At 38.7% G+C, this 25,733-nt stretch carries 29 protein-coding genes, 1 tRNA gene, 1 pseudogene and 2 riboswitches; of the genes and pseudogenes, 17 read left to right on the forward strand and 14 right to left on the reverse strand.

What is annotated here, in order from left to right; all coding sequences use genetic code 11:
* Positions 1-126: 126 nt before the first annotated feature.
* From CWR45_RS02960 to CWR45_RS02995, 8 genes and pseudogenes are all read left to right on the forward strand, one after another.
* Positions 127-741 (forward strand): spore coat protein, encoded by a 615-nt coding sequence (locus CWR45_RS02960; protein ID WP_115748316.1) that lies wholly within the window; start codon positions 127-129, stop codon positions 739-741.
* 664 nt (positions 742-1,405) lie between these two features.
* Positions 1,406-2,206, forward strand: a complete 801-nt coding sequence (locus tag CWR45_RS02965; protein WP_115748317.1) for a TIGR00266 family protein — start codon at positions 1,406-1,408, stop codon at positions 2,204-2,206.
* Positions 2,207-2,302: 96 nt separating this feature from the next.
* Positions 2,303-2,488, forward strand: a complete 186-nt coding sequence (locus CWR45_RS02970) for a YfhD family protein (protein WP_115748318.1) — start codon at positions 2,303-2,305, stop codon at positions 2,486-2,488.
* Positions 2,489-2,726: 238 nt separating this feature from the next.
* The gene (locus CWR45_RS02975; RefSeq protein ID WP_115748319.1) at positions 2,727-3,179 is read left to right on the forward strand and encodes a YueI family protein; all 453 of its coding nucleotides are present in this window, start codon (positions 2,727-2,729) and stop codon (positions 3,177-3,179) included.
* A 73-nt stretch (positions 3,180-3,252) separates the two neighbouring features.
* Positions 3,253-3,797, forward strand: a pseudogene (locus CWR45_RS02980) (phosphoribosyltransferase family protein).
* Between the two features lie 74 nt (positions 3,798-3,871).
* Positions 3,872-4,120 (forward strand): DNA alkylation repair protein, encoded by a 249-nt coding sequence (locus CWR45_RS02985; RefSeq protein ID WP_115748320.1) that lies wholly within the window; start codon positions 3,872-3,874, stop codon positions 4,118-4,120.
* Between the two features lie 184 nt (positions 4,121-4,304).
* Positions 4,305-4,826: a type 1 glutamine amidotransferase domain-containing protein gene (locus CWR45_RS02990; RefSeq protein ID WP_115748321.1), complete on the forward strand. Its 522-nt coding sequence runs from the start codon at positions 4,305-4,307 to the stop codon at positions 4,824-4,826.
* A 182-nt stretch (positions 4,827-5,008) separates the two neighbouring features.
* Complete coding sequence (locus tag CWR45_RS02995; protein ID WP_115748322.1) at positions 5,009-6,151, forward strand: conserved virulence factor C family protein; 1,143 nt, start codon at positions 5,009-5,011, stop codon at positions 6,149-6,151.
* A gap of 223 nt (positions 6,152-6,374) precedes the next feature.
* Here CWR45_RS02995 and CWR45_RS03000 read toward each other — a convergent pair whose 3' ends face one another.
* From CWR45_RS03000 to CWR45_RS03010, 3 genes are all read right to left on the reverse strand, one after another.
* Positions 6,375-6,884: a DUF4097 family beta strand repeat-containing protein gene (locus CWR45_RS03000; protein WP_170138774.1), complete on the reverse strand. Its 510-nt coding sequence runs from the start codon at positions 6,882-6,884 to the stop codon at positions 6,375-6,377.
* Between the two features lie 164 nt (positions 6,885-7,048).
* Positions 7,049-8,497, reverse strand: coding sequence for a sodium/pantothenate symporter (panF, locus tag CWR45_RS03005; RefSeq protein WP_115748324.1), 1,449 nt, complete (start codon positions 8,495-8,497; stop codon positions 7,049-7,051).
* Positions 8,494-8,784, reverse strand: coding sequence for a YhdT family protein (locus CWR45_RS03010; RefSeq protein ID WP_245975322.1), 291 nt, complete (start codon positions 8,782-8,784; stop codon positions 8,494-8,496). Before CWR45_RS03010 ends, panF begins: the two co-directional genes overlap by 4 nt.
* Positions 8,785-9,000: 216 nt before the next feature.
* On the opposite strand from CWR45_RS03010, the gene CWR45_RS03015 reads away from it, so the two are divergent.
* From CWR45_RS03015 to thiE, 6 genes are all read left to right on the forward strand, one after another.
* Positions 9,001-9,071: transfer RNA gene (locus CWR45_RS03015), tRNA-Ala, on the forward strand.
* A 212-nt stretch (positions 9,072-9,283) separates the two neighbouring features.
* Positions 9,284-9,401: riboswitch (TPP riboswitch) on the forward strand.
* A 92-nt stretch (positions 9,402-9,493) separates the two neighbouring features.
* Positions 9,494-9,979, forward strand: coding sequence for an energy coupling factor transporter S component ThiW (gene thiW, locus CWR45_RS03020; RefSeq protein WP_115748325.1), 486 nt, complete (start codon positions 9,494-9,496; stop codon positions 9,977-9,979).
* Positions 9,980-10,513: 534 nt separating this feature from the next.
* Positions 10,514-10,617, forward strand: a riboswitch (TPP riboswitch).
* A 74-nt stretch (positions 10,618-10,691) separates the two neighbouring features.
* Complete coding sequence (tenA, locus tag CWR45_RS03025) at positions 10,692-11,372, forward strand: thiaminase II (protein WP_115748326.1); 681 nt, start codon at positions 10,692-10,694, stop codon at positions 11,370-11,372.
* The gene (gene thiD / locus CWR45_RS03030; RefSeq protein WP_115748327.1) at positions 11,372-12,178 is read left to right on the forward strand and encodes a bifunctional hydroxymethylpyrimidine kinase/phosphomethylpyrimidine kinase; all 807 of its coding nucleotides are present in this window, start codon (positions 11,372-11,374) and stop codon (positions 12,176-12,178) included. The genes tenA and thiD overlap by 1 nt, the downstream gene beginning before the upstream one ends.
* Positions 12,175-12,948, forward strand: a complete 774-nt coding sequence (gene thiM / locus CWR45_RS03035) for a hydroxyethylthiazole kinase (RefSeq protein WP_115748328.1) — start codon at positions 12,175-12,177, stop codon at positions 12,946-12,948. Before thiD ends, thiM begins: the two co-directional genes overlap by 4 nt.
* Positions 12,949-13,572, forward strand: a complete 624-nt coding sequence (gene thiE / locus CWR45_RS03040) for a thiamine phosphate synthase (RefSeq protein ID WP_115748329.1) — start codon at positions 12,949-12,951, stop codon at positions 13,570-13,572.
* 36 nt (positions 13,573-13,608) lie between these two features.
* Here the strand turns inward: thiE and CWR45_RS03045 are convergent, their stop codons facing one another.
* The 4 genes from CWR45_RS03045 to CWR45_RS03060 form a co-directional block, all read right to left on the reverse strand.
* Positions 13,609-14,058, reverse strand: coding sequence for a GNAT family N-acetyltransferase (locus tag CWR45_RS03045; protein ID WP_115748330.1), 450 nt, complete (start codon positions 14,056-14,058; stop codon positions 13,609-13,611).
* A 38-nt stretch (positions 14,059-14,096) separates the two neighbouring features.
* Positions 14,097-14,711: a TetR/AcrR family transcriptional regulator gene (locus CWR45_RS03050; protein WP_245975323.1), complete on the reverse strand. Its 615-nt coding sequence runs from the start codon at positions 14,709-14,711 to the stop codon at positions 14,097-14,099.
* A 71-nt stretch (positions 14,712-14,782) separates the two neighbouring features.
* Complete coding sequence (locus CWR45_RS03055; protein ID WP_115748332.1) at positions 14,783-15,811, reverse strand: ABC transporter permease; 1,029 nt, start codon at positions 15,809-15,811, stop codon at positions 14,783-14,785.
* 1 nt (position 15,812) lies between these two features.
* The gene (locus CWR45_RS03060) at positions 15,813-16,538 is read right to left on the reverse strand and encodes an ABC transporter ATP-binding protein (protein ID WP_115748333.1); all 726 of its coding nucleotides are present in this window, start codon (positions 16,536-16,538) and stop codon (positions 15,813-15,815) included.
* 311 nt (positions 16,539-16,849) lie between these two features.
* Here CWR45_RS03060 and CWR45_RS03065 point away from each other — a divergent pair, with 311 nt between their 5' ends.
* Entirely contained in the window at positions 16,850-17,611 is a 762-nt protein-coding gene (locus tag CWR45_RS03065; RefSeq protein WP_115748334.1) for a MerR family transcriptional regulator, read from the forward strand.
* 100 nt (positions 17,612-17,711) lie between these two features.
* On the opposite strand, the gene CWR45_RS03070 is transcribed toward CWR45_RS03065, so the two are convergent.
* The 4 genes from CWR45_RS03070 to CWR45_RS03085 form a co-directional block, all read right to left on the reverse strand.
* Positions 17,712-18,350, reverse strand: coding sequence for a hypothetical protein (locus tag CWR45_RS03070; RefSeq protein ID WP_115748335.1), 639 nt, complete (start codon positions 18,348-18,350; stop codon positions 17,712-17,714).
* Positions 18,351-18,361: 11 nt separating this feature from the next.
* On the reverse strand, positions 18,362-18,760 hold the full coding sequence (locus CWR45_RS03075) for a permease prefix domain 1-containing protein (RefSeq protein WP_115748336.1): 399 nt from the start codon (positions 18,758-18,760) through the stop codon (positions 18,362-18,364).
* The gene (locus tag CWR45_RS03080) at positions 18,757-19,086 is read right to left on the reverse strand and encodes a PadR family transcriptional regulator (RefSeq protein WP_115748337.1); all 330 of its coding nucleotides are present in this window, start codon (positions 19,084-19,086) and stop codon (positions 18,757-18,759) included. The genes CWR45_RS03075 and CWR45_RS03080 overlap by 4 nt, the downstream gene beginning before the upstream one ends.
* Positions 19,087-19,611: 525 nt before the next feature.
* Positions 19,612-21,093: an MDR family MFS transporter gene (locus tag CWR45_RS03085; protein ID WP_115748338.1), complete on the reverse strand. Its 1,482-nt coding sequence runs from the start codon at positions 21,091-21,093 to the stop codon at positions 19,612-19,614.
* A gap of 234 nt (positions 21,094-21,327) precedes the next feature.
* On the opposite strand from CWR45_RS03085, the gene CWR45_RS03090 reads away from it, so the two are divergent.
* Positions 21,328-21,774, forward strand: a complete 447-nt coding sequence (locus CWR45_RS03090; RefSeq protein WP_211315921.1) for a hypothetical protein — start codon at positions 21,328-21,330, stop codon at positions 21,772-21,774.
* A 72-nt stretch (positions 21,775-21,846) separates the two neighbouring features.
* A complete protein-coding gene (locus CWR45_RS03095) occupies positions 21,847-22,050 on the forward strand; it encodes a hypothetical protein (RefSeq protein ID WP_115748339.1) in 204 nt (67 codons plus the stop codon).
* 154 nt (positions 22,051-22,204) lie between these two features.
* Here the strand turns inward: CWR45_RS03095 and CWR45_RS03100 are convergent, their stop codons facing one another.
* From CWR45_RS03100 to CWR45_RS03115, 3 genes are all read right to left on the reverse strand, one after another.
* Positions 22,205-23,761 (reverse strand): BCCT family transporter, encoded by a 1,557-nt coding sequence (locus CWR45_RS03100; protein ID WP_115748340.1) that lies wholly within the window; start codon positions 23,759-23,761, stop codon positions 22,205-22,207.
* A gap of 455 nt (positions 23,762-24,216) precedes the next feature.
* Positions 24,217-24,444: a hypothetical protein gene (locus tag CWR45_RS03110; RefSeq protein ID WP_147294821.1), complete on the reverse strand. Its 228-nt coding sequence runs from the start codon at positions 24,442-24,444 to the stop codon at positions 24,217-24,219.
* A gap of 29 nt (positions 24,445-24,473) precedes the next feature.
* Positions 24,474-25,292 carry a squalene/phytoene synthase family protein gene (locus tag CWR45_RS03115; protein ID WP_115748343.1) on the reverse strand — a complete coding sequence of 273 codons (819 nt, stop codon included), beginning with the start codon at positions 25,290-25,292 and terminating at the stop codon, positions 24,474-24,476.
* Between the last annotated feature and the right edge of the window lie 441 nt (positions 25,293-25,733).

The following is a 25,733-nucleotide window of genomic DNA, read 5'->3' on the forward strand; positions in this document are numbered from 1 at the left end:
TATTTTTCTCCATCGTAGCATATTTCCCCTCTCTTATCTCTTAAAAAGTTAAGTAAAGTTTATTTTATGTATAACAAAATCAATACGGCTCAAACTAACCATGACTTATTAAAGGAGGGAATTTATTTGCAAAATCAACAGCAAAATCAACAATTTCAAGGTTCCTCACAGATGCCAGCAAATATTAGCCATGGTGGGCATGAGCTCTTTGATATTCATGAAGCAATGGGTGGATTAATTGGCGCGATGGAGCATTATTTTCTGTATGAATCACATATCCAAGACCCAGAGTTAAAAACAATGCTTGGACAGCATAAGAATTATTTAACACAGACGTATAATTCGATTGTGGAAGCTTTAAAAACCGGAAGCGAACCAGCGATTAAAACGCAAACCTATAATATGGCAGCTAGTAATAATACCCTTTATGGAATGCAGCCTTCACAGCCTAAAACACCTGCACAATCGGCTAATGAGATAAACGATCATTGTATCTCCAGTTTTTGGATGGGCCATTTAAAAGCATCCTCTTCCGCTTTTACAATGACAGCACTGGAAATAACGAATCCTGTCTTGAGAAGAGTTTTTGCAGATAGTGTTCCAAATCTAATTGAAATGGCTTTTGAAGTTTATTTATACCAGAACAAACATCACTACTACCAAGTACCACAGCTGAAGCAAGAAGATATGCAAAACTATATAAACGCCTTCGCACCCGTACAAGGTACAATGCCACATTAACGTCAAGTATCGAGGAGTCCAAATATTGGACTCCTTTAATTTTGGTAGAAGATGCAAATAGTTTTTTTACCTAGGGGACGTTTTGTATAGTTGGTTGCTATTTATATAAAATGCGAACTAAGAGCTTTCCGATACGGACAGTCACGTATCCGGAGGGTGACGCGGTCTGCTCCTTCGGAAGAAGACCACTTCCGATGGTTCTTAAGCCGTTGCTATTCCCACAGGACAATGAAGGCTTCGACAGCGTTACATCACACGATGAGAATCGTTTTTATTCGGGGAGTCTTCTGTCCCCCGCTGCAATCAACGGTTATGATAGAGGAATTGCCCTCTCGTCTTATATCATAAATAAAATGCTGACAGTAGTATTGCACAATACTAGCGTAAAAAATACACGAAGACTCCTGCGGGAGGAAGGGCTTAGGTGAGACTTCGAAGTGCGTAAGCACAAGATGGCTCACCAGCCCCCCGCGGAAAGCGAAGTGTATTTTTGGAGCGGTTGGCTAGAAGCACCTAACTAGTTCGTAATTTATATCAACTGCTGACTATCATCTATTACATGACAAATAGTTGTCATCATAACATCCAAATTGTCTAACAAAAAACGAATCTTTATCATTAGTTACCCGTAATAGTATTTATATAATCGAAAGGATGGGGAGAAATGAACAATCATGAAATTGATTACAAACTATATGGGGATGACATGCAATTTGTCGAGGTCGAGCTTGATCCACAGGAAACAGTAATTGCGGAAGCAGGAAGCTTAATGATGATGGATGATGAGATTCGCATGGAAACAATCTTTGGCGATGGTTCCAACAAGGATCAAGGTGGACTGATGGGCAAGTTACTTGGTGCTGGGAAACGAGTAATCACTGGTGAAAGCTTATTCATGACGACTTTTACAAATCAAGGCGTTGGTAAAAAGCATGTATCCTTTGCTTCACCATATCCTGGAAAAATCATTCCAATGGATTTAAGCGAAATTAGAGGGAAATTAATCTGTCAAAAAGATTCATTTCTCGCAGCTGCAAAAGGGGTTGCAGTTGGCATTGAATTTCAACGTAAGATTGGGGCTGGCTTCTTTGGTGGAGAAGGCTTCATTATGCAAAAGCTCGAAGGTGATGGCTTAGCCTTTGTTCATGCGGGTGGAACGATTCATAAACGGGAACTTCAGCCTGGAGAAACATTACGCGTCGATACTGGGTGTCTAGTTGCAATGACAGGTGACGTAGATTATAATATCGAATTCGTTGGCGGCGTAAAGACAGCATTATTCGGTGGAGAAGGATTATTCTTCGCGACTTTACGTGGCCCAGGAACTGTTTGGATTCAGTCGCTCCCATTCAGCAGACTTGCTAGCAGAGTATTTGCTGCAGCACCTGGTAGAGGCGGTTCGAAGGATGAAGGAAGTATTGCTGGAGGATTATTCGATATCTTTGGTGGGGATAGAAGCAGATAAGGGATATTACCAGTTAATGGTGTTCCAATCTAGGTAATATCGGACAATTTTTTGCACATACTATCCATGAAAATCCTATACAAAGAGGTGGATGGCATGGGTAGAGATGATCACAATAAATCAAAGAATAACTTCTTAGCACAGACACCGAAACAGCAACTGGTAACCGACGGAATTGACGTAGAATTCTCTGAGGAATTTGCTGATGAAGATGACTTAGTAGCGCAAGCAAGAAGTAGAGCTGCGGATCGACGTGTAAAAGGAAAAAATCCGAAGCTGTGACGCCTTTCTTTTGATTAGCAGAAATGATTAATGTTGGTTTTCATCAATATACCTTATCATCATTAAGATTTTGTATAAACCCTTTGGTTAGATTTTCATTTGGATAAAGAGCGACCTACATTTTACTGGTCGCTCTTTATAATTATATTAAAGTAGTTTTTCTATTTAGTGTATTTGACATACATACGGAAATTGCAGTACATTAAGTTTAACAACGCATAAAAGGGATTGATCAATTATGAGCAATAAGAGTGTGGATGAATATCTAACAGATGGTATGTATGGTACACGACTTCCTAAAGATGATGAGCGCAAACAATTTTTAGGAACCCTTCGTGAGAGAATCGTTATTGCCCTAACAATTGGACAAGTAATGACCGACAAAGGACTCGCGAAATTAGAAGAAGCGATGAAAGATAATACCCAGGCTAAGCTATTAATCAATGGTCATGTTTCATATAAATTTCTAAAAGAAGAAAAAGCATTAGCAGATAAATATCAAATTCCTTACACAACAATTACAGATGAAGAAAATAATACGGATATTGGCGCTGTCTTAACTTATGATCATGCAATTGATAAAGAGGAAATTTTTATCACGGAAGAAAGTCAACCAGAAGAACCAGTCGAAGAGAAAACTACTTCTATTTTCGCTAAATTGAAGCACTGGTTCGGATCTACTGAAAAATAATCTAGATTCCCTGTCACAGTTCAGGGAATTTTTGTTTAATGTTAGGCAACATCATAATCTATGGGGGATATTCATGCAAACAGAAGTATATAAATTAGAAGTTGCTGGCGTAACTCGAGAATTACCAATTATTCAAATTGCAGAGGATCTAAAAATAGCAAGTTTTGTAATTTTAGGAGACGTCGAAATTGTCGAAGCTGCTTCAGTTCAATTAGCCAAGAAATTAGCAAACGTCGATATTCTCGTTACTGCTGAGGCAAAAGGAATTCCTTTAGTATATGAACTTGCAAAAAAATTACATATGAAGCATTATGTTGTTGCACGAAAAAGTGTAAAACCTTATATGGACAACCCGTTAATCAATGAAGTTGTCTCGATTACGACTCAAAAAAACAGCTATTATGCCTAGATACAGAAGATGTTGCATTAATTAAAGGAAAGCGAGTTGCCGTCATCGATGACGTAATTAGCACAGGTGAATCAATTAAAGCGCTAGAAGATTTGGTTGAGCAAGCCGGCGGAAATATTGTTGCTAGAGCTGCAATTTTAGCTGAAGGTGACGCTTCATTACGTGATGATATTATATTTTTAGAGAAATTGCCGATTTTTAGAGATTAATTTACGACATCTCAGCACCCCTCTATTCATATTAACTGGAAAAATAGGAATAATAATGGATGGAGGTGGTCGTTATGAGTAATCCCTATCGTTGTCCTAACTGCAAAACGAATCGTTCGCGATTTAATATGATTGAACAAGTAGCAACACCAGTTAAATTAGATGCACAAACTGGCGAGGTCATCAATGAATATACGAATGAAAAGGTCGAGGTTTTTCATAATCTATACCAAGGACCAAAGTACAGAATCCAATGTGCATCATGTGGACTTGTCGAGGATGAGCGTACATTTATTCAGTTTGCTTCGTATAATAGTAATTAAATTTTATAGCGGGAATAACATCGCTTAAGATTGTGAGCGATGTTTTTTTATTTGCAAATCCCCCATAATCTTGCCTGCTTATTCATTAAAATTTATATCGTTTAAGTTATGCTTATCAGTTTAGATAATCGAAATTTATCCAATCCTCTGGTACACTTAATATATCAAATGATGGAGGGATCTTATGCGACTCAAAGATAAAAAAGTAATCGCTCTAGTTGAGCATGATTTTGAAGATTTAGAGCTTTGGTATCCTGTTCTGCGTCTGCGCGAAGAAGGTGCACAAGTAGATTTTGTTGGAAAAGAAGCAAATCATAAATATATCGGAAAATACGGCGTACCTGCAGAATCAGATTATGCATTTACTGATATCAATTCAGCTGATTATGATGCAATCCTCGTACCTGGCGGATGGGCGCCAGATAAATTACGTCGCTATCCTGAAGTATTGAGCTTTGTTCGGGAAATGGATGCAGCGAAGAAACCAATCGGACAAATTTGTCATGCTGGATGGGTACTTATTTCAGCAGATATTTTACAAGGGAAGACAGTAACAAGCACGCCTGGAATCAAGGACGACATGACAAATGCAGGTTCAACATGGTTAGACGAAGCAGTTGTTGTTGACGGACATATTATCTCAAGTCGCCGCCCGCCAGATTTACCACCATATGTAAAAGCATTTGCAGACGTATTAGCGGATTAAAGGGTGCCTGCTTGAAGGGGGGCAAGCACTGTCTCTCCTCGAAGTTTGTCGAATATCGGCGAGAAGTTGGTGGATATCGGCGTGTTTTCATTATATTTCGGCGCGTTCCACCAATATATCGGCGTATTTCAAAATATATCGGTATTTTATGATTTAGCATCTTACTTGAAAGGAGGATAAACTTGAAAATTGTCTCAATTGAACCAACTCCAAGCCCACATTCGATGAAAATTAATGTAAACGATGAATTACCCGCTGGAGAGAATTTCAACTATAAGCATGACGATGACTTGGTAAATGCACCCGACTATGTCAAAAGATTATTCGAAATTGAAGGTGTAAAAAACCTCTATCGTGTCGTTGATTTCATCGCATTGGCAAGAAATCCCAAAGTTCCGTGGGAAAGTATATTACCAGAGGTTCGCAAAGTTCTTGGCAGTGAAGATGACGAAGAAACGCTAATAATAAAGGCAGTGCCTCAGCCACAGGATGCTTATGGAGAGATAAAAGTTTTTATTCAACTTTTCCGTGATATCCCAATGCAAGTTAAATTGGAAGACGGTAGTGAGGAAAAACGCTTTGGACTTCCTGAAAGATTCACAAATGCAATTTTAGCAGCATCCCCTTCCTCACCAAACGTTATTCTAGACAGAAAATGGGTCGAACAGCATACTAGATATGGATCCATGGAGGAAATCGGCAATGATGTTGTCGAGGAAATAGTTGCGAGCTATGATCAAGCACGCTTAGATACCCTTGTCGAACTAGCGTTCAAAACTAGAGATTCTATGGAAGTTAATGAAGCTAAGAAGGAAAGTCAAATTTCAATCGAAGAACTAAATAACCCAGATTGGAAGGTTCGTTTCGCTGCACTTGACCGACTCATTCCAAGCTATGAAGATTTGCCATTACTTGAAAAGGCACTAGATGATGAAAAAGCATCAATTCGAAGATTAGCTACGGCATATCTTGGCATGATTGAAGAACCAGAGGTCCTCCCCTATTTATACAAAGCATTGAATGATAAAGCAATCAATGTTCGACGCACAGCCGGAGATTGTATCTCAGACTTAGGCTTTAAAGAAGCTATGCCAAAAATGATTGAGACTTTAAGTGATTCAAGCCGCATTGTTCGCTGGCGAGCAGCGATGTTTTTATATGAAGTTGGTGATGAATCTGCTATCCCAGCCCTAGAGGCAGCAATCGACGATCCTGAATTCGAAGTACGTATGCAGATAAAAATGGCACTAGCACGGATTAAAGGTGGAGAAGATGCCAAGGGCTCTATCTGGCATCAAATGACCCAAGCAACGAAAGGAAGCTAACACGAGTCTATGCTCGGTTAGCTTTTTTTTGTATATAATGTACTCCTACTTCCTTATGCTCATCTCGATAAAGATAATCCCACGAGGTTATCCTCGCTCTACCATTGATATTCTATTTCACCAAACAATCTATACATCGTGATTATTAGTAACAAGGTTCTAATTCTCTCTATTAAAAAAGAAAGCAGACAAGAAAATACCGCTTTTTCTCATCTGCCATTCTCTATTTTGCCTGTAAGATTTTTATATTTCCAGACCTTGCCTTTAATATTATTGGATTTTCACCTGAACCAATAATTCCTTCCAATCTATCTTTTGCCTCTCTCTCCAATTGTAATGGTTGGTTTGTCTTTATCTTCCCGGATTTTGTATTCGCCTCGATCGCTGCATTCAGCTGTACTAAGGAAAATCCAACTGTAATGTCACCACTACTCGTTTCAATATCATATGCTGCCTCGCCTACTGCGGAGAATTTTACATCTCCAGAACTGGATTCAGCTTTCACATTTCCTGTAAAGCTTCGAACGTCAATTTCGCCTGATGATGTTTTTACACTTGTTTCTTCCGCCATCAAATAGTCTGCTGCTATATCACCTGAGTTGGCGCGAAGTGACGCTTTTTCGACTATTATTTTCTCCAATTCTATTTCTCCTGAAGATGTTTCCATTTCGAGAGATTTCCCATGGAGATTTTTTACAACGATATCACCAGAACTAGCAGACCCGTGAATCACATCACTGGAAATATTTTTTATTTTTGCTTCACCTGATGATGTTTCAAAGGAAAGTTGCTCTATCTCGCTGTCCTTTAAAGATAAATCTCCCGACTATTAGCGAAACATTGATTAGATAAGAAACCAGCTCACGGTTGATTTCCCCTCCGTCCAGAGATGGATATTTAATTAAAGCTATTATTTAATCCTCTATCCTTCTTCTGTGTACTTAAACTAACAGATACATAGGCTATGAAAGCAAGCACAATCGACGATACGACAGAGTGCATTCCGAATGGTTGTGGATAATACGTCTCAAAGATGATGTAAAAAACAATCCCGACAACACTCGAAGCAATCGCACCATATTTATTCCCTTTACTCCAGTATAGTCCACCAATAATTGGCCAGATAAATGCCGATTCTAATCCGCCCATAGAGAACAGATTTAACCAAATAATCAAATCAGGTGGATTCAGTGACATTAATACAACAATCACTCCTAAAATGGTTGTAACTCCCATACTTAACCGTCTTATTCCTACCTCAGAAACTTTTGGATTAATATAATTAATATAGACATCTTTTACAACCGTCGAGCTAACTAAAATTAGCAATGCATTTACTGTTGACATGATTGCCGCCATCGGTGCCGCTAATACAATCCCAGCGAGCCAAGGTGGAAGCACCTCCATCGAGATTAATGGCATCACGGTATCCCCTACTTCAATCCCAGGTAAAATTGGTCTAGCGAATACACCAATTAAATGCATATTTAACATAATAAAGCCGACAACAACAGTACTAATCACAATTGCGCGATGAAGGGATCTGGAATTCTTATAGGACATCGCACGCACGGCAATTTGTGGAAGTGCTACGACCCCTACACCAACTAGAACCCAAAAGGACGAAACATATTGTGGTGTCAAATCTGCGTTCGTACCGAATGGTGTAATTAAGTTAGGGTTCTCTGCTGCTAAATCAGAAATAATTGCAGGAATTCCTCCACCAGCGATAATTACCCCAACTAATAAAATTAGCGTACCAAGAAACATGACACTTCCTTGAATCGTATCGGTAATTGCAACCGCACGAAATCCCCCAATAATCACATAGATTAAGACAGATGCTGTAAAAATAAACAAAGCTGTTATGTACGGTAGCCCAGTTAGCGACTGAATTAAGCGTCCTCCACCAATCCACTGTGCCGACATCGCTGAGAAAAGGAAGATAATAATGCTAATTGCAGATAGGATGACCACCCATTTTGATTGATAGCGCTCCTTCAAGAAGTCAACAATCGTAACGGCATTATACTTACGCGTAATGATGGCGAACTTTTTCCCTAAGACCATCAATACAAAATATCCGGTTGCAACCTGCGTCATGGAAAGCAGAACCCAGCCAAGTCCTTGATTATATGCCGCTCCCGGTCCACTGAGGAAGCTGCTGGCACTACCATATGTAGATACTAGCGTCATCGCTAAGACAAATCCACCTAAGCTTCGACCACCTAAAAAATATTCTTGTAAAAAGGAATCGCTCGATTTAACATGCCTTGCAGACCATATTCCAACGAAAAACACGATAACTAAAAATAATAGTAACGGTAAAATTACTTGCCAGTTCATTTATCTTCATTCTCCTCATCTTCCTCGAATGGAACATCCACGAAGAAAAACTTTACTGCTAAGAATACTAATACTATCATTACAATGAATCCAACTACACAACTATAGAAAAACCAGTTTGGCAATCCAAACGTATAAGAATATTTATTAGGATCTTGTCCACCTAATCCATACGCAAATCCAAACCACCAAATAAAATTAAAGATTACTAATCCAATACCAACTAAAGCCTCACGATTCGCTATTTTAAAACGATAATCATTTTTATCGATATCTTCTTTCTTCACGTCATTTCCCCCTTATAAAATCAATCGACGGAACGATTCAACATTATTTTTACATAGTATCAATTATAACAAGAAGGAGATAAATGTAAATAATGAGCTGATTTTTTGATTGATTTTTTAAAATAATATATTAATTCAAAAACCTTATTCTCTAATTGAAATACAATGATAGAAAGTATATAATGAAAGTTAAGTAACATTTGTAAATTTACTATTGGGGCTATGGTATAATGGGATTACACTTGAATGGCATTCAAGTAATCGGGGTTCAATTCCCCGTGGCTCCATCTAAACACAGGGTTAGTTTGACACATGCTTAAGTGTCTCGCTAGTCTTTTTTTTTTGCTTAATTTCTTATGTTTTGTTGCTATTTATATAAGCTGCAGACAATGGCACGTTGTTGATTTTCCTATCGGGAGTTATCTATTATTTTAAAATCTTCTGGTTGCAAATATTATTATCTCTGCTATGCTTAGTTTGTAAGTGATAATTTCATACATATTACTACTAGGGGTGCCCAAAACTGTGTGGGCTGAGAGGAAAGCATCGATACACTTTCCGACTCTTATGGACCTGATCTGGTTAATACCAGCGGAGGGAAGTAGTCGGATGTTTTACCACATAATGTCCACCTATTCTCAGCTTATCAAGCCAGGTCCAATAAGGATTTGGCTTTTTTTGTCCCCTAGTATAAAGCAGGGGGAATCGAATGAATCGAACAAGATTAATATCAACAATGGCTGTGCTTATTGCACTTGGAACTATCACAGCTCAGCTCGTATGGTTTCCGGCAGGGATTGCTAGAGCATATCCGATGCAGCACGCAATCAATGTTGCTGCAGCAGTCACACTTGGACCAGGTCCAGCAGTTGTCATTGCATTTATGATTAGTTTGTTTCGCAATATGCTCGGGCTTGGAACGCTTTTGGCATTTCCCGGAAGCATGGTTGGGGCATTCCTGGCAGGTTATCTCTACCAGAAATCAGGGAGGAATGGCTTAGCCGCTCTCGGAGAAGGAGTTGGCAGTAGCATTATTGGCGCACTTGCTTCTGTACCATTTGCTTATCTATTTATGGGAAGCTCTGTTGGTGCATTTGCCTTTATCCCGCCATTTCTAGTAAGCAGTACAACAGGAGCCATCATCGGCTGGTTTATCGTATCAAGGATTAAAACTGTAAACGTAATACGTCACTAATTTATTCTGAATATCCGGATTTTTTCTAGTGATAGATGATTAACAGTTGATATTAAGTGTTGACTAAGCGCAACTTTGATTTCCGCTGCGGACTTTAGCGCACCTTATGGCAACGCTTCAGCTCCTTCGGAAGAAATCACTTTCGATGGAACTTCAGCCGTTTCTTTTCCCGCAAGAGGCTCCTGTCCTCCGCTACATCAACTGCCAAGATAGAGGGGTTGCCCTCTCGTCTTATATCATAGATAGAAAGATGACAGCAGTTGTAAAAAACCTAGCGGAAGAAATACACGGAGACTCCTCGAAAATAAAGGGAGATTTTCTTCGTGCGATGTTACGCTGCCGAAGCATTCCTTGTCCTGCGGGAAGAAGAGTCTAGGTGAGACTACCAAGTGCGATAGCACAAGTAGGCTCACCAGCTCCCCGCGGAAAGCGAAGTGTATTTCTGGAGCGATTGGTCCGTGAGCCCTTAGCACATTAAACTAGTCCGCAGTTTATCTAAATAGCAATATAGAAAATTTAATGAATCTTAACGTATGAAACTACTAGGGGCGCGAATTGTGCTGAGATAAGGAATCTTCCTTTGTCCCTTGGAACCTGATCTGGGTAATTCCAGCGAAGGGAAGTAGTCGAGGACATGTTAGTCTACCCTCACTTAATCTACTTTCTATTCCCCTAGTAGCTTCCTATCTAATAAAAACAAGGAGGCTTTTCCATGACTTTCACAGATGATTTAAGAAAAGAAAACGAGGATATTTTTCAAATGATTTTTGACCACCCTTTTGTTCAAGGAATAGGCAAAGGTGAACTGCCAAAGGAAGCGGTAGAGCACTATATTAAAGCGGATTTCGAATTTCTAAATGCATTCATTCAAGTTTATAGTCTTGCACTTTCGAAATCTACTAATCGAGATGATATGACTTATTTCCATGAGCAAATCCAGTTTACGCTGTTCGATGAAGTAAAACCACATCTAAATTTTTCTGAGTATATCGGAGTCCGTTTTGAGGATCTTCAGGGACACCCGCTGCCTCCTTCTGGAGATCATTACATTAAACATATGCTGTATCATGCTTATACAGGAAGCTTAGCGGAGACCCTCGGTGCGTTATTACCGTGCCCATGGACATATTTGGAAATTGGTCAGGAGTTAATAAACAAGTACCACCCGACAGCGGAGCATCCTTTCCATAAATGGATTCACTTTTATGCGGAGTCCGGAAAAGAGACCGAGGAAATGCGAAAACGCCTGGATGTTCTTGCTGCCAATGCCCCATTAGAAGAGCAACAACGAATTAAAGATGCATTCCGTAAAAGCTGTCAGCTTGAGCTAGCATTTTGGGAGATGGCGATAACATATGAGACCTGGTCTGGAGATATGGCGGTGACCAAATAATGACAGCAGTCAAAACCGCATTAACCATCGCTGGAACAGATCCGAGCGGCGGAGCTGGAATTCAAGCAGATTTAAAAACCTTTCAGGAATTACAGAGCTACGGTATGTCTATCATTACATCGGTAGTAGCCCAAAATACTACTGGTGTTCAATCGATTCATCACGTGCCACTTGAAATGATTGAACATCAGCTCGATGCTGTTATTTCAGATATACCCATTCATGCATTTAAGACTGGGATGATTGCAAACATTGAGATGATGAGATTAATTGCGGAAAAAACGCCAAAAATTGATGCACCATACGTGATGGACCCTGTGATGGTTGCAACAAGTGGGGATACACTAATCGAAGCAAATGCCAGGAACTTTTTACGTGAGCAACTGCTCCCTCTAACAACTTTAGTTACTCCGAATATTCCAGAGGCTGAATTTTTAATCGGGGAAAAGATCGAAACGATTGATGATGTGAAACTGGCTGCTGCATTAATTGTAGAGAAATTCGATGCGGGTGCAGCTTTAATAAAAGGTGGGCATTTGAAAGGAGATGCTATCGATATTCTCTACGATGGCAATGTAATGCATCGCTTTTCAGCAAAAAGAATAGATACGAAGAATACACATGGCACAGGCTGCACGTATTCCGCTGCTATTGCTGCCTTTTTAGGTCAAGGTCTTCCATTATACAATGCAGTTAGGCAAGCAAAACATTTTGTTACAGCAGCAATTGCAAATTCATTTCCCCTTGGTTCCGGCCATGGTCCAACGAATCACTGGGCAACCAGAGTAGAGAAGGTGAAGCAATGAACCCGAATATTATTAAGGAAGTGCGGGAAGCAACTCCACTTATCCATCATCTAACGAATCAAGTCGTCATGAATTTCACTGCGAATGGATTATTATCCTTTGGCGGGGCACCTGTCATGGCAAAGGCAGAAGAAGAGGCCTGGAATATGGCCTCAGCCGCAGATGGCGTCCTTATAAATATTGGTACTGTAAGAGAAGATGAAGTCAAAGCAATGATCCTCGCTGGCAAAGCTGCAATTGAAAAAGGTATCCCTGTAGTGCTGGATCCTGTTGGTGTTGCAGCGACATCCTTTCGAACTGAGGTTGTTAAACGAATTTTGGCAGAAATAAGACCTACTGCAATTAAAGGCAATGCCGGTGAGCTTGCCCACCTTGTAAACATCCCTTGGAAAACAAAAGGGGTGGAATCGATTGGTGATGGCAATACACAGGAAATTGCGCAAAAAGTTGCGGAGATGTACAGCACTATTTCAGTAGTTACAGGAAAAACCGATTTTATTTGTACTGGAAATCAAATGATCCAAAATAATACAGGGCATGCAATTCTTGAGAGAGTAACTGGTGCTGGATGTTTACTTGGTTCTATATTAACTGCATGCTTAACAACGGATGATTCCATTGAAGAACAAGCATTAGCAGCTGTTCAATTTTATGGATTAGCTGCCGAATATGCCGCATCACATAAACATGTTCATGGATCAGGGACATTCATTCCAAGTTTTATTGATGCTCTTTCACTAGAAGTAAAAGAACTGGAGAGGAGATTTTAAATGTCTTTTTCTATCAAGCAAATCTTACGAAAGTATTTTATTATGGGAAGTCAGAACTGTAATCGAAATCCAGCAGAAATACTGGAGGAGGCGGTCAAGGCTGGAATTACTGCATTTCAATTCCGTGAAAAAGGAGATGGCTGTCTAGCTGGTGAAGCGAAACTAAATCTAGGTAAACAGCTCCGTGCGATTTGTCAAAGAGCAGATATTCCTTTTATCGTTAATGATGACATTGAATTAGTGGACCTTTTAGATGCAGATGGAATTCATGTTGGGCAAGATGATATCCCAGTAGAATCAGTACGTAAGCTTTTTCCGAATAAAATTGTTGGTCTTTCTGTTTCAAATGCAAAGGAGTTAGCAATTAGTCCAATCGATTTGGTTGATTATGTTGGTGCAGGTCCAATTTTCGATACAACTACAAAGCTGGATGCGAAGGAAGCTGTTGGTCTAGAATGGATTACAAATTTAAGAAGGGAATTTACAAAACTTCCCATTGTTGGAATTGGTGGAATTACAACAGAAAATGCCACTTCTGTCATCGAATCAGGCGCAGATGGTGTCTCTGTTATTTCTGCAATTACGGCTGCACCGGATATAAAAAGAGCTGTTACATTATTATAATGCTAGAGGAGGCAATACGCTTATGTATTGCCTCCTCTAGCATTTTCTCGCAAACTGCGATAGGTAAATTCCCGTTGCAATCTCAACTTCATCATATCTTACAAAACTTAACTTTTCGTAAAGTGTAATTGCAGGGAGGTTTTTAGACCCTGTACTGACGATAAGTCGCTTACCATTAGTCCGCTGAATCAGATCCAATAATAGCGACCTTGCAATCCCCCGCCGGAAATATTCTGGATTGACAACCAGACGGCAAATATCCACTTCCGAATTAGTTTCTTCATACGAGATAAATCCTGCAAGCTGATTTTCAAGGGAAAACCCAATAAAGATTTCCTCTGATGCCAGCACCGTTTCAATTGTATCCTTCAGTTGCGGAATCCCATAGAATCCGATTAGATCTGCTTCTACTTCATATGCTGGGATTTGAATTGCGAGTATTCGTTCCGCAATCTGGCTATCTTTGTTATTAATTGTTTGAATCATTTTTCTAACTCTCCTCCCTGAGCATCCGAGAGCGATTATTATTCAGGCGCTAAGCCTTTCATCAAAAATTGAATCGTCCTATCTAGCTCTGCTTTATCATCCCATTCTGCTTCGTCTATAATTAGCAGTTTGGCGATAACATGCCCAAATACTGTCGAAACAATGATACGAATTACAGAATCAATAGGCATTTCGCCAATTTGTCCTTTTTCTTGATAATGCGCAATAATCTCCCGGACACGTACAACCACGTCTTTACTAATATGCTCAATAAATTGCTCCTTCAGCTCTGGATGGAAAGGTATTTCTTGAATCAGCACTCGAAACATAGTCATATTTTTTACTACGAATTGAGTCCGATTATCAATAAATTCTCGAATTAGATCTTCAACTTCTTCAAAGTCCTTATCGAATACTTTATTCAAATCCTTTTTAACCATTGGTGCAATTACTTTAATCATCGGTGAAATGACAGATAATAGCAGCCCCTTCTTCGATTTAAAATGCTTAAATATAGTTCCCTCTGCTACATCTGCTTTTTTCGCAATTTCGCTCGTTGAAGTCCCTGCAAAACCTTTCTCAGCGAATAAATCCGTTGCAGCATCAAGGATTGCCTTCTGTTTTTCGGTTAATTTCAGTAACTCACTAGACATTGTATATCGCCTCTTATCTCTATTCATCTTAATTATATTTGATTATCCCATCTTTTTCGACATAGCGTGCCTTATATTTTTCGATATTTTCTAAGTGCTATGATATTCAATATCATGAACAGGATGGAAAATCCGATTAAGACAAGAATATTGATATAGATTTCACTCCATCCATAACCTCTAACCATCACATCCCGTAATGCATCGGCAGCATAATATAGCGGCGTAAACGGTCCAACCCAGCTCAACCAATCTGAAATTGTTTCTAAATTAAATAATCCCGAGAAGAAAATCTGCGGAATAACAACGATAGGAATAAATTGAATCATTTGCAACTCATTATTTGCAAAAGAGGAGATCAATATCCCTAGGGTTAATGCCGTAAGAGCAATTGCCAATGTGATGACGAGTACATAAATGAACAACCCTTCCATCATCATGTCCAGTACATAGATCGCATACCAAGCAATAATGGTGGACTGAATCATTGTAAAAATCCCGAAACCGAATACATAGCCCATCACTATTTCCCATTTTCGCAATGGAGTTGATAAAAGCCTCTCAAGAGTGCCAGTTGTACGTTCTCTAATAAATGAAACCCCTGCGATTAGAAAGACAAAGAAGAAGACAAAAAAGCCTAGTAATACCGGTCCAAAATAATCAAATGATCCCATGTCGCTTGAACCATGTAAATAATCCACTTCCAGCTCCGTTGTATTTCCATTTTGCTGGAGATTCGTAAATGCTGATTGAATCCATTTTAATGTTGCACCATTTACACTCGGATCACTTCCTTCAAGAAAAATGGAAGGTACTTGCCCATCTAATACGACATATCCATCTATTTCTTGAATTGCTAAATCGTCATTTGCTTTCGTTTCATTGCTGTACTCGGTTATCTCAGCATCACTTAAATCCATTTGTTCCGTAATCATCTCCGGCAGATCAACTAAACCAACCTTAGGGACATAATCATCGCCATCAAAAACTAAATGCAGCATTGTAAGTACAAGAATCGGTGCAAAAATAAGCAATGCTAATGTCCGTTTATCTCGAATTATTTGCCGTAGTATTCGGATTGATAATGCTGTAACTCGCATCTTAAGCACCTCCATAAATTAGAAAAGCTTCTTCAATCGTAGTGGAATTGGTTTCCGCCTTTAATTGCTCTGGAGTGCCAACAGCTATCATCGTTCCATCACGCATTAATCCTAAACGACCACATTTTTCAGCTTCATCCATAACATGCGTGGTAACAATAATGGTCGTGCCCTTACGATTTAATTCATAAAACGCTTCCCATATGCTTTTTCTTAGTACAGGATCAATGCCAACAGTCGGTTCATCAAGTATCAATATTTCAGGTTCATGCAGAAGTGCAATAGCAAGCGACAATCTCCGCTTCATCCCACCAGAATAATTTGAGACAGGCTTATGAAGATGATCCATTAGATTTACAATCTGCATCACTTCATTAATCCTCTGTTTCTGCTTTTTCCCTTTCAATCCATATAAACTTGCAAAAAATTGCAGGTTTTCATATGCTGTTAAATCCTCATACAAAGCATCTGCTTGTGCCATATACCCTACTCTCTCCATTAGTTTTAATGATGGCATCTTCTTTTGAAAAATATAGTTCTCTCCAGAGTTTGGCACATCAAGTCCAGCCAATTCCTTTACCAATGTCGATTTTCCAGCCCCTGATGGTCCTAGAAGGCCGAATATCTCACCTTCGTAGATTTCTAGATTAATATTTTTTAATACTTCATGTTTGCCAAATTGCTTTGACACCTTGCGAATCGATATACATGTACTTTCATTTCTCATCTAAATCACCCTTTCTAAAAAGTGAGTAATTACTCACTAAAGCATAAACCACTTTTTATTTTTTGTAAAGTGAGTAATCACTCATATTATTTGTAAATTTTAGTCTAGTTGCTTGCTAACCAGTGCTTTTGTCGAATATCGGCGTCTGCCTAGAATATATCGGTGAGTTCGAAGCAGTTATCGGCGCCTTTTCGTATATATCGGTATTCTCCAGTTCTTAAACTAATTGCACAACGAAAATTTATTTTAAATATCTCTTGACCTTGACGCAGCGTCAAGGTTTATCATAATAGTTGTCAGGAGGGATACAGATGGAATATACCGTTAATAAATTGGCGCAGCTCTCAGGTGTAAGCGGGAGAACCCTTCGATATTATGACCAGATTGGATTACTAAAGCCGGCAAGAATTAATTCATCTGGTTATCGTATTTACGGTCAGAAGGAGGTTGATCTGCTGCAGCAGATTTTATTCTATCGTGAATTAGAAATAAGTCTCGAAGAAATCATGAATATTATTCAGGATCCCGCTTTTAATCAAACAGACGCGTTAAAAGATCATTATCGAAAACTAATGCAGAAGAGAGCCCATCTTGACAATCTTATGGCTACTGTTGAAAAGACGATTTCCAGTAAAGAAGGAGGAATCACAATGCAGGATAAAGAGAAATTCGCAGCATTTAAAGAGAAAATGATAGACGAGAACGAACAAAAATACGGTGATGAAGTTCGCGAAAAATATGGTGATGATACTGTTAATGCTAGTAATGCCAAACTGAGAGGAATGTCGGAAGAAGCCTTTCAAGCGATGAATAATTTGGGTGAAGAATTTTTTTCCTTACTTGAACAGGCATATGCTACTGGAGATCCAGCTTCAGATTTAGCACAAAAGGTGGCGGCAAAGCATAAAGAGTGGTTGATGTACTCATGGCCGAGTTATTCAAAGGAGGCACATGCAGGTCTTGCGGAAATGTATGTTGCCGACGAGCGTTTCACTGCTTATTATGACAAACAGGTTAAAGGTGGCACCGAATTCTTACGCGATGCTATTCTGAATTATTTAGGAATGAAATAATTCAAACTAATTCCAGGTTAAAAATTGGAATAGAGGAGAAATGATACCTCCTCTATTCCTTATTTCTCCTGAATGAATAAATTACAATAACGGCATCATTTTATCTACCCAAATTTCTCTTATAAACAAAATAATACATACTAAGTGGCCACCATAGCACAGCAAAGATTGGATAAATTGCCCAAATCGTATGTGGTGTAGATATGGCATTTACCAGAATAAAAAATGCACTGACGAATATACTCGCATGGATAGAATACTTAAAATAACTTTTATTTGTCACATGAAAGATCGTCAACGGCCACCATAATACAACAAACGCTGGAAAAATTACCCATGGATAGCCTGGTTCAAGGAAGATGTTTAGCATTAAATAATAGATAATAATAATTGAACTTCCTACGAGTGAAACAATAATGTTGCCTGCGCGTTTTCCTAATAACATTAAAATCGGCCAACATAGAACCGGAAATACCGCATATAAGGCCCATGGATATCCCGGTGTATCCTGATAATTTTCGATGATAAGAAAAATAATAATAAGCATGCTGCATAAAACCGCAAAGAGCTTGTAAAACTTGTTTTTCATACAATATAAGCCAACTGGCCATAGCAGTAATCCAACGGAAGGATAAATAAACCAAATATGTTCTGAACTAGTTAGTAGATTTACAATGATTAAAAAAGCAATCGTCATGAAACTTCCTATAACCGCAAAACCAACCCCATATTTCTTCATATCATCTCTCCTTAATTCGCTCGTTTCCAAATGAAATACATCGATAACGGCCACCATAATATAGCAAATGTTGGATAGACAAACCAGATTACATTAGGACTGTAATAAAAGTTCATGAAAACAAACAATGCGATAATGATGATGCTCCCCCAAATAGAGAATCCTAAATTTAATTTTGTATTGTTCTTTTTAACTGGTTGCTTTACCCCAAGTTCATTTTTTAGATCTTCAATACTACCAAACTCAACAATCGCTTTATTAATAGCGTCTTCCTCAGCTTTTCCTTGCTCCATAAGATCCCATACTTTTTCCTCTAGGTTTTCCAAAACCTCCTCCATGATAGCTGTTTTCTGCTCGCTTTCTGGAATTCCCCTAAATAATTCATCAACATGGCCCTTTAACTCCTTCAATCCAATCCCTCCATAAATAAATCAATAATATTCTTTGTTACTTTCCACTCTGCAACAGATTCCTTTAAATATGCTTTTCCAAGTGTCGTAATGGTATAATACTTTCTCTTTCCACCTTTAGATATCCCTCCTAAATAAGATTCAAGTAATTCCTTTTTTTCAAGACGTTGAAATACAGCATATAATGTTGCCTCTTTAATTTGGTAACGGTCATTTGTACGTGAACTAATCTCTTTTGAAATTTCATAGCCATATCGATCCTTTTCTAAGATAAGGCGTAAAATAATCGCATCCAAATGACCTCGTATAAAATCACTTCTTATCACATTGCCACGTCCTTATTTTGTTAATACTCTATCTGACATAGTAATTATACTTCGGATTACTCTGCCTGTCAAAGTAATTTTAAATTAAATAGTATGATAATTTTGTATTTGTTTATATTTATTTAAACAATGAACTTGAGCTACGTTGATTTCCGCTGCGGACAGTCGCGCATCCGGAGGGCAACGCGGTCTGCTCCTTCCGGAAGAAAACCGCTTCCGATCAATCTTCAGCCGTTGCTATTTCCGCAGGAGTCTCCTGTCCTCCGCTACAATCAACGGCCATGACAGAGGAATTGCTCTTTCGTCTTATATCATAGATAGAAAGATTACAGCAATTGCACAATCCCAGCGTAGTGTATATCCGTAGCGATTGGTCCAAGGGAATTTGATACCCTAAGATAGATAGTTCACACTTTATATCAACTGCTATTTAGAATTCATCTTTTGATAAATGTTAGAAATCAGCAAAATAAAACCAGCTCCATTTCAGATAAATTATCTGAGATGGAGCTGGATATCTACTATCTATTTCTGCTCTTGTAACTCTTCTGATTCTACTGGTACAGCACGATACACAAAGAAAGCTAAGATTACGGCAATGATTGACAAAATAAACGAGATGAGATAAACAAGTTCAACACCAGAAACCATTGCCTCGTTTATGTTAGCAATATTTGCCGGGTCATTTGATTGCTGTAAGATATTTTTTTGTCTTGCATTCATAATGCTAATAAATACTGATACACCAATCGCACCTGCTACGGGTTGTAGTGTTGACATGACCGCTGTTCCGTGTGGGTAGAGTCGTTTCGGCAATTGATTTAATCCATTGGTTTCTGCTGGCATCATAATTGCCGAGACTGAAAGCATTAGTAAAATATAACCGACAACTACAGCCCATACCGGTGTTGTTAAGCTTAATCGGCTCATCATGAACATCGTCCCACTTAGAACAATCGTAGCGGGAATCATCAGCACTCTAGGTCCAAATTTATCAAATAATCCGCCCATGAAAGGTGACATTATGCCATTTAAAATGCTACCAGGAAGTAGGACTAATCCTGCAGTGGCAGCAGCCAGCGCTAATGGCCCTTGCATGTAAATAGGCAAAATAATTTCTGAAGCGAACATTGCCATGATAATGATTAAGAACATTAGCATACCATGGGTAAACATCGGGTAACGAAAGACACGTAAATCCATAATCGGTTCATCCAATTTCAATTGTCTGATAGCAAATAAAACTACACTAATGACGCCGATAATAATAATCGAGTATACTTTTGGACTGAAAAATCCTAATTCACTTGCTCCTGCTGAACTGAAACCATACACGATTGCTCCAAATCCTATTGAGGAGAATACTAGAGATAAAATATCGACTTTTGGCTTTGTTACCTCTGAAACATTTACTAAATATTTTAGTGCAAAAAGAATCGAAAACAGTGCAAACGGGATTACTGTGATAAACAGATAACGCCAACCGAGATATTCAACGATAATACCAGATAATGTTGGTCCAATTGAAGGTGCGAACATAATTACAAGACCAACAAGGCCCATTATTTTCCCTCTTCTTCTTGGTGGAAAAATTAATAAAAACACATTAAAAATGATTGGCATAAGTGCTCCAGTTCCTGCCGCCTGCATGAAACGACCTATAAGTAATATAGGGAAACTCGGGGCGAAGGCACTTATTGTAGTACCAATCGTAAAAACTAACATCGTTGTTATGAATATTTGCCTCGTAGTAAACCATTGCATCAATAATGCGGAGGCTGGAATAACAATTCCCATTACTAACATAAAACCTGTTGCCATCCACTGCACAGTCGTAATGGAGACATTGAACTCCTCCATCAATGTTGTTAAGGCAATGTTTAACAAGGTCTCATTTAATATCGCAAAGAAAGCTCCAATTATTAGTGAAATCATAATTGGTGCAACTTTAACATTCGGATCATCAGCCAAGTATTCATATTTCTTGGGTGGATTTGTGTTACTCATAAATTGAAACTCCTTCCAGCTCATAAACTCTGAAGGTACTTATATGAAGCATTTTTCAGAAATGGCATGATAATAATAGCATGCGCATAAGAAGACAACAAGTAGCTCTGGACGATTTAAAAATATTTTATGTTTACTTACCACCATTTAGCCCATTCTTAAAAAATCAATCCCCATCTAGACAATTCCCCCATATATTAAATGGAACAATCTTAATAAGGGAGGAAATTATAAATGGATTATTATCAACCACCATATAGAGATGAGGATGAAAGATTTATTAGCCTGCCTGGTTTCCCAGGAAGTCCTGGGCAAGGCTTTCCTGGGCAGCCGGGTGGAGGCTTCCCTGGGCAGCCGGGTGGTCCCGGTGGATTCCCCGGACAGCCTGCTGGCCCCGGTGGATTCCCTGGGCAACCTGGTGGTGGGCAGAGTGGTGCACCGACAACTCCACCCCCTAACTTCACCCCTCAACAATCACAATTTCAAACATTTGCAGTGGATCCCGGCGCTATTCGTGGATGCCTATTCCGATTTACCTACATTTGGTTAAGAAGAGACGCCTTCTGGTTCTTCCCAACATTTGTTGGTAGAACATCTGTAGCTGGGTTTAGATGGAATGGCTTTAGATGGGTATACTTCGGAATTGATTTGGATCGCATCGAATCATTTCAATGCTTCTAAGTTAATGACATTGGACCATACAAACAACCTCCCCCCTTTCCTCATAAATTATTAGGAAAGGGGGGATTACTTATGAATCAATTAGCATTGCTCTTTTTAGCTGGAGTTCTTGCTGGTTTCGCGCTAATTGTTGTGACAGACCTTGCAGCTGCATTCCTTACTTCTACGGCAGTTATTAACTTCTTAATTGCTGCTGGTGCAATTGCAGTCATTGTGTTTGCATTGGCTATTATTTTTCTAGCCCTCAAAGCACTTTTCAATAATGTTACAAGATAGATCAAATTAAAAAGTTTAGATTTTATCTATCGGCACTGCCTTTGCTCCACTTTTGTGAAGAAAAAAGTATTAAACTAATTACCGCCACCGACAGAACTCGCAATTTACATGTTTAAAAAGGCTATCATCCTTAAAAAAGGATGATAGCCTCGTTTTAATCTACTATTTTTTCTATTTTTGCTCTAGCTTCTCGTTTGCTAACAAGTCCTTGCTCTGCTGCCATTACTTTTGCAATCTGCAACGCATTCCATAAAGGCGGCAATATTAAGAATGATACTGGGACGGCTGTGATAATAATTGAATTCTGGATCGAGGTAATACTATCTTCCCCAATCGTCAGAATTGCTACAGTTGTAGCTCCAAAGATCACTGCCCAGAAAACACGCAACCAGCGTTTTGGATTATCATTCCCTTCGATTGAAGCTGCAATCGAATATGCCATTGTATCGGTTGTTGTTGCAACAAAGATAATCGAAACGAGTAAGAAGCCAAAGCCCATCAACGTACCCATTGGTAGTTGATCTGTAATTGCCATTACAGCTGCAGGCATTCCAGCCTCATTTAACGCAGTTGAGACTGAACCTGGATTTTCCGATTCGAAAAACACACCTGTACCACCGACAATCGAGAACCAGAAGTTAGTCACAATTGGGGCAACGATAGAAACGGTAAGCACCAACTCACGAATCGTTCGCCCCCTAGAAATCCTACTAATAAATATAATTAACATTGGGGCATAGCCGATAAACCAACCCCAAAAAAATATAGTCCAAGATGAAAGCCAACCTTCATCCCCGCGATACATACTCATAGGGAAGAAGTTCTGTAAATGGAATCCTGTGCCACCGATAAATGCATCAATAATAAACATTGTCGGACCAATAGCCATCACAATCACGGCTAATAAAATAGTAAATTGCACATTCCAATTACTTAAATGATAAATCCCGCGATCCACTCCTGAAGCAGCTGAAATACCAGCAATAATCACAAGTCCAACGACTACAATAATGCTCACTGTCAGTGTGTTAGGGACATCGAATAGATGATTTAAACCATAGGATATTTGTAAACCTAAGAAACCTAAAGGTCCTAATGTACCAGCAACAGTAGCAATGATGGAAAATATGTCTGCTAAAGAACCAATCACACTTTTTTGATATACTTTCTCACCAAAAATCGGATATAATAATCCCCTTGGCTTCAACGGCAAGCCTTTCTGATAATGAACATACATCATAACAATAACCGCTAATGTTCCAAGTATCGCCCATGCTGTAAAGCCCCAATGAATAAATGATTGTGCAAATGCAGCATTGATATTGTTAAATTCTCCACCACCGAATAATGGCGGGGTACTCATGTAATGATACATTGGCTCAGCAGCAGCCCAAAACACACCACCACTTGCAAGCAATGTAACTAAAATCATAGATATCCAGCCAAAATAACTGTATTGTGGCTTATCTTGCTTCCCTAATTTAACTTTTCCGTACTTTGAAACTGCAAGCCCCAATCCAATAAAGAAGTTCGCAAGCAATAGTATTTGCCAGTACGCTCCAAAGAGATCTGACGAATAAGCAAATAAGGTATCAACTGCATTTCCGACCATCTCGTTATCGTAAAATGAAATTAATACAAAGAGAATCAAGAATCCTCCACTTACAATAAATACAGGCCAATCTAATTTCTTTCCTTTTTCAGAATCCACGTGTTTCCTCCTAATTTATTAGGAACAAGTGTCTAAAATATAATTGTTGCATTTTGTCATTAAAGACCGTTGGATGGACTTGCTTACTCTCATTTCTTAGAGAATAACCAACGACGAAAATCCACCAACTTGCTCAATTTTTTAACATAGTTTTCAATTATAGCGTTACTTGGGTAAATAGTCAAAGCCAGTTTCCACTTAGTGAAACTTACATTTATAAGATTTGGAAGTGCTTTAGGCTTATAACAGGGGGGGTATCGTAAACTGTTTGGAACAAATATACTATTACCCATATCATCTCCAATTTAAACATCTTTATAAAAATTTTGTTAACAAAATTTAGAAACATTAGCATGAGTTGCATTATATACAGGCAGAATTTTTTTAGATAAAAATACATCCAATAAACCCCAATTATTAATTTGATTGGAGTCTATTGGACATATATAAATCATTTATATAAGAGGTTTTCGTTTACTTATTTGCATTGCAGCTTGTAGATCAGTAATTTCCTTTTGAATTCGTGGATATTCGGGAATCTCAGGAATATAACGTGTCTTGAGTGGGTCCATTTGTTTTGCTGATTTCGCCATCATTTCAAGAACAAGCATTAGCTGTGCTAAAACATTATCATTTATCACAGGCAGTTCCTTTTGCTTCGAAGCAAATTCCAAAAATAACACGATTAGCTATACTAACCGTGTTCTGCTGTTTAATTATTTATTATTTCATCTACTGTATCTTCAACTTCCGTACGAGACATTTTTTCATTGCCACTCTTTAATGTCTTTAAGGTTTTCTTCGCTAATGCGAGCGGTATTTTGCAAAATAGAAGAATACTTCTCGTATTGATTGACTTTATGTATTCATCTGCCATATCCAAGTTTGCTGCAGCGTATTGGAACATATCATTTCTTGTCCAGCCTTCTGGTAGAAATTGCACGCCACGTTCAGCATCCTCATCTTGATTACGTAGCATATTGACTGCTTGTAATCCTCTGCCATAACCGATTGCTAAATCATAATCTGTCTCTGTATTATTGTACCATTTCCATATATCGGACAGCATTACCCCTACTAGCCCTGCTACATAGTAAGTATACTCATCTAGATCTTCTTTTGTTTTAACAATCCAATCCTTTTCGACCCATTTCGCCATTCCCTTTGCCATGATACTTGTTGATTCTTTCACCTTGTCACGAATTTCGTCTGGGCAAACAGCTAACCAATCACCAAGCCTTAATGTCACTTCAGGCAATAGCGACTCATATGGCTTTAATAATTGTTCGTATGCCTCAACATTAAATGGCTGTTTCAAAAGTTCTGCCGTTGTAAGCAGCAGATGCTGTTTTAGATTGGAATCCAATGTTTCATGGTCTTCAATTTCGTCGATTGCTCGCATACATAAATATGCCGAACCTACTGTGCTTTTTAAAGTAGGATTTAATGTATTTATTGGAATGAAGAACGTTCTGCTTGTCTGCTTAAGTACACGCATTGCATCCTTATGAAGTTTCGTATTATTACTCACTTAGATTCCCACTTTCCAAAGTTCTTATGGTAACTCAATTATAGCAAATTTCAACATTTTTTTCCTCTTTGTAAAATAATCCCTACAGATGATTACTTATTCAATTTATTAAAGCGGTATCTAATATAATGTGCTATAGGTTCTCAGGCCAGTCGCTTCAGAAATACACTACGCTTTCCGCGGGGAGCTGGTGAGCCTACTCTTGCTATCACACTTCGTAGTCTCACCTAGGCTCTGCTTCCCGCAGGAGTCTCCGTGTATTTCTTCCGCTGAAGATTGTGCAGTTATCTTAATTTACAAGATGTAACGATATTATCACCGTTGATTGTAGCGGGAATCAACATTGCGCCTACTTAATTAGCACTTTATCCAAAACCCAAAACAAACTCTATTTCTGCCTTGAATTCTGGACTGAATAAGCTTAATATGGTAAAAGTATTA

The organism is Oceanobacillus chungangensis (assembly GCF_003369565.1).
GTDB classification, from domain to species: Bacteria; Bacillota; Bacilli; order Bacillales; family Amphibacillaceae; genus Oceanobacillus; species Oceanobacillus chungangensis.

Bases quoted from the DNA above. Each gene is read 5' to 3' on its own strand.
- tenA (WP_115748326.1), top strand. From the start codon at position 10,692: ATGACTTTCACAGATGATTTAAGAAAAGAAAACGAGGATATTTTTCAA.
- CWR45_RS03065 (WP_115748334.1), top strand. From the start codon at position 16,850: ATGGAATATACCGTTAATAAATTGGCGCAGCTCTCAGGTGTAAGCGGG.
- thiW (WP_115748325.1), top strand. From the start codon at position 9,494: ATGAATCGAACAAGATTAATATCAACAATGGCTGTGCTTATTGCACTT.
- CWR45_RS02990 (WP_115748321.1), top strand. From the start codon at position 4,305: ATGCGACTCAAAGATAAAAAAGTAATCGCTCTAGTTGAGCATGATTTT.
- CWR45_RS03060 (WP_115748333.1), bottom strand. From the start codon at position 16,538: ATGAGAAATGAAAGTACATGTATATCGATTCGCAAGGTGTCAAAGCAA.
- CWR45_RS02985 (WP_115748320.1), top strand. From the start codon at position 3,872: ATGAGTAATCCCTATCGTTGTCCTAACTGCAAAACGAATCGTTCGCGA.
- thiD (WP_115748327.1), top strand. From the start codon at position 11,372: ATGACAGCAGTCAAAACCGCATTAACCATCGCTGGAACAGATCCGAGC.
- CWR45_RS03055 (WP_115748332.1), bottom strand. From the start codon at position 15,811: ATGCGAGTTACAGCATTATCAATCCGAATACTACGGCAAATAATTCGA.
- thiM (WP_115748328.1), top strand. From the start codon at position 12,175: ATGAACCCGAATATTATTAAGGAAGTGCGGGAAGCAACTCCACTTATC.
- CWR45_RS03095 (WP_115748339.1), top strand. From the start codon at position 21,847: ATGAATCAATTAGCATTGCTCTTTTTAGCTGGAGTTCTTGCTGGTTTC.
- CWR45_RS03085 (WP_115748338.1), bottom strand. From the start codon at position 21,093: ATGAGTAACACAAATCCACCCAAGAAATATGAATACTTGGCTGATGAT.
- thiE (WP_115748329.1), top strand. From the start codon at position 12,949: ATGTCTTTTTCTATCAAGCAAATCTTACGAAAGTATTTTATTATGGGA.
- CWR45_RS03050 (WP_245975323.1), bottom strand. From the start codon at position 14,711: ATGTCTAGTGAGTTACTGAAATTAACCGAAAAACAGAAGGCAATCCTT.
- CWR45_RS03045 (WP_115748330.1), bottom strand. From the start codon at position 14,058: ATGATTCAAACAATTAATAACAAAGATAGCCAGATTGCGGAACGAATA.
- panF (WP_115748324.1), bottom strand. From the start codon at position 8,497: ATGAACTGGCAAGTAATTTTACCGTTACTATTATTTTTAGTTATCGTG.
- CWR45_RS03070 (WP_115748335.1), bottom strand. From the start codon at position 18,350: ATGAAGAAATATGGGGTTGGTTTTGCGGTTATAGGAAGTTTCATGACG.
- CWR45_RS03090 (WP_211315921.1), top strand. From the start codon at position 21,328: ATGGATTATTATCAACCACCATATAGAGATGAGGATGAAAGATTTATT.
- CWR45_RS02975 (WP_115748319.1), top strand. From the start codon at position 2,727: ATGAGCAATAAGAGTGTGGATGAATATCTAACAGATGGTATGTATGGT.
- CWR45_RS02965 (WP_115748317.1), top strand. From the start codon at position 1,406: ATGAACAATCATGAAATTGATTACAAACTATATGGGGATGACATGCAA.
- CWR45_RS02970 (WP_115748318.1), top strand. From the start codon at position 2,303: ATGGGTAGAGATGATCACAATAAATCAAAGAATAACTTCTTAGCACAG.